The sequence below is a fragment of the Negadavirga shengliensis genome, assembly GCF_042652345.1.
In the GTDB taxonomy this organism is placed as follows: domain Bacteria; phylum Bacteroidota; class Bacteroidia; order Cytophagales; family Cyclobacteriaceae; genus Negadavirga; species Negadavirga shengliensis.
Map to the genome: position 1 here is coordinate 1 of NZ_JBHSJJ010000038.1, position 2,620 is coordinate 2,620.

2 protein-coding genes are annotated in these 2,620 nt (G+C 40.6%); both read right to left on the minus strand.

From position 1 onward, the window contains the following. Positions 1 to 533: 533 nt before the first annotated feature. Positions 534 to 1,115, minus strand: coding sequence for a hypothetical protein (locus ACFPFU_RS25545; RefSeq protein WP_377069567.1), 582 nt, complete (start codon positions 1,113 to 1,115; stop codon positions 534 to 536). A 955-nt stretch (positions 1,116 to 2,070) separates the two neighbouring features. Beyond that, a complete protein-coding gene (locus ACFPFU_RS25550) occupies positions 2,071 to 2,373 on the minus strand; it encodes an IS110 family transposase (RefSeq protein WP_377069569.1) in 303 nt (100 codons plus the stop codon). Positions 2,374 to 2,620: the final 247 nt, after the last annotated feature.

The following is a 2,620-nucleotide window of genomic DNA, read 5'->3' on the forward strand; positions in this document are numbered from 1 at the left end:
TGCTTATACCGGAAGCCCGCCACCTGCAAAACAGGTTATAATACTCGTCGTTGCTTATCTTTTTCATGATGCAACTATACGATGTTTGCACCAGCTATGAAATATGGGGTTTATCGGACGGATACGGCTGTCTTTATTGTGTTTTTTTGAGCAGTCGTATAATCGGGAGAGGTAAGCCCCAAAACTTGAATAGGAGTTGATTTGGGGGTATAGACTGGAGTTGGACTGATTATACTATAAGTCTGTGCATGTATGGAATATATCCATAGCACTGTTAATACGCAGGTAAAGTAAAGCTTTCTCATATCAAATTCGGTTTAAGAAGTTTTCAGCATGTTTTACGATGGTTTGGATTTCGGGAGCATCCGGATATGCATGCAGGATTCCCGTATCAAAGAGAATTTTAATAATCAAGGACTCGTCCTTGTCGAGCTCCCAAATAAAGGGACTGAAACCGACATTTTTTAGAATCCTGACACATAAGAATAATGATATGCCTGTTCCAGCTCGTGTTTGAAATTCTTCATAATATTTCATCTTTTCCGGTATTTGGATAAGGCCTCAGATAACAGCGTTTTCTTTTGAGCCGGACTGAGTTTATCAAGAATAATATCCTGGGCAAGCAATAATTCTATAGGAACATAGTCAAGAGTAAAAGAACTCAGCATCATTTCATCCTCATAGGTTGTCACACAGGCCGGTTTCATAAGTTGGTATCTTGCCATAAGCTCGGTACCCGCGTCATTTCGACGGGACAACTCCTGTAATCCGGAAAAATTCTGGATGTGGAACTCCATTCCAAATTGAAATTCATTATCAAGAAACAGGTCTAATGTGAGAGGAAATTCCCGCCAGCTATCTATCAAACCTGCGGTGCTCATGGATTCTAACAGGTCTGCTGGTATCTGGCATGTCTCCAGTCTTTCTTCCCAGGTGAGTAGATTTTCCCATTCAGGCATTCCCGGTACTATCGGATAAACATACGCATCTGCAGCCCTGGGAACCTCACAGTTGGTAGGGATCCAGTCCTCTTCATTGCCACAGGCTAACAAGAAAATAAGGAATGACAAATGCCCTCCCACATAGCTGTGGTTAAAACTTTTTGCTCGCTTCAAAAATCTCGTCAAATATTGACTCATCTCTATATCGTGAAGTAGTTAAAAATATATGAAGCTCGTCCGCAGAAAAAGTTGCTAAAAGGGGAGGTTCTTGTCCAGAAGTTTCAATAAGTTTACCAAGAACCATGGAGGTAGTTGACAGCCCAAATGACCCAAAAACATCATAGTGCCCCCAAAGAAAATTGCACATGCAATTAATTTTTTTTTCATGGCGGTTTAATTTAGTTATTAAGAATAAAGTAAGTTGTCAACAATCTCGTTAAACCTTTTGTGGTTGTCTCGTTTGGGTAAAATCACAATAAATTGATGCTCTTTTCCATTTCAGCGGTTTGGGTTAGATCTTCGACGCCTTCTTTACAGAACATTAAACCCAAGGGGATGTTAAGGATTGGTAACTAAGAATTAATTTTTAAGTTATTTATAATTATACCCAATTTGAAAACTTCCATTTGCAATATGTAAGGCAAAGTCAGATTCCTTTTAAAAAAAGATATCGAAGACAGAATAAATTTCACGTTAAATTAAGGAAATAGTTAACAGCTAGCGAGTAATTGGGGATATTATTTTATAATTTATGAAATTTAATCAAATAATTGTTTAAAAGGCTATAATACGGTATTAAATCGCCATATATTAGTATGAGTGGATGAAAATATTTTTATCCGAATTATTTTTTCAATTTCTCCTAACGGCGTATATGTCCATAATAAAGGTGAACGGGTACCGTTTAATAATTTTGGCATATAATAGCGACTCAAACGCTTCAAAACTATTATTGGTGGTTTCCATTTTAGAATTAATTCTGGTACAGTTGCAAAAAATAAAATGACACTATTCCTATAGCCACCATCCTATTTGCGTCAAGTCAGGAATAGTTTTGGTGTTCGAGTTTTGGCAGAGTAACTTGTGTACTGCGGATGTTTTGTGCGAAATCCGGTGCGCCACGATGTGTTCAGAAGAAACGGAGCCCCGTACCGTCCTGCCAGTGGTCTGGCTGTATCAACAAGCCTGGCCTTGTAGGCGGCTCTTTCCTCGACAGGCGCTCCCTGTATGAGGCTAGTCTCCTGAGTTGATCCAGGTTTTTGGAAGGCATCCGGATACACTTGATCTTCTCCCTTTTCTCGTAAATATATCCCGCAATATCCCGGGAATCGGCTTTATCCGACTTCCCTCTCCTGATGTCCAGGGACTTTTTAAGTTCAAGGCCCGGGATTAGGGTAAAGAAGAGGTTGTGGCCGTCCAGAAAAGCAACCAGTGATCGGAGTACAGTCCGGTATGGTCAAGGCCAAACAACAGTTCGGTATGGACTACCAAGCCGGAATTCTCCATGATCCATTGCGAGCATGCCGATAAACCCCGGGAAAACCAGGAGGCGAAAATATCCAAGGCCAATAGACCTTGGATAAATACCTACATTATTGAAACGCCCCCTCCTGGAGAATCGTTTTTTGTCCGGTGGCCGGATCATCATTGGAAAACTCCACCAGACACTCCTGGCTTGC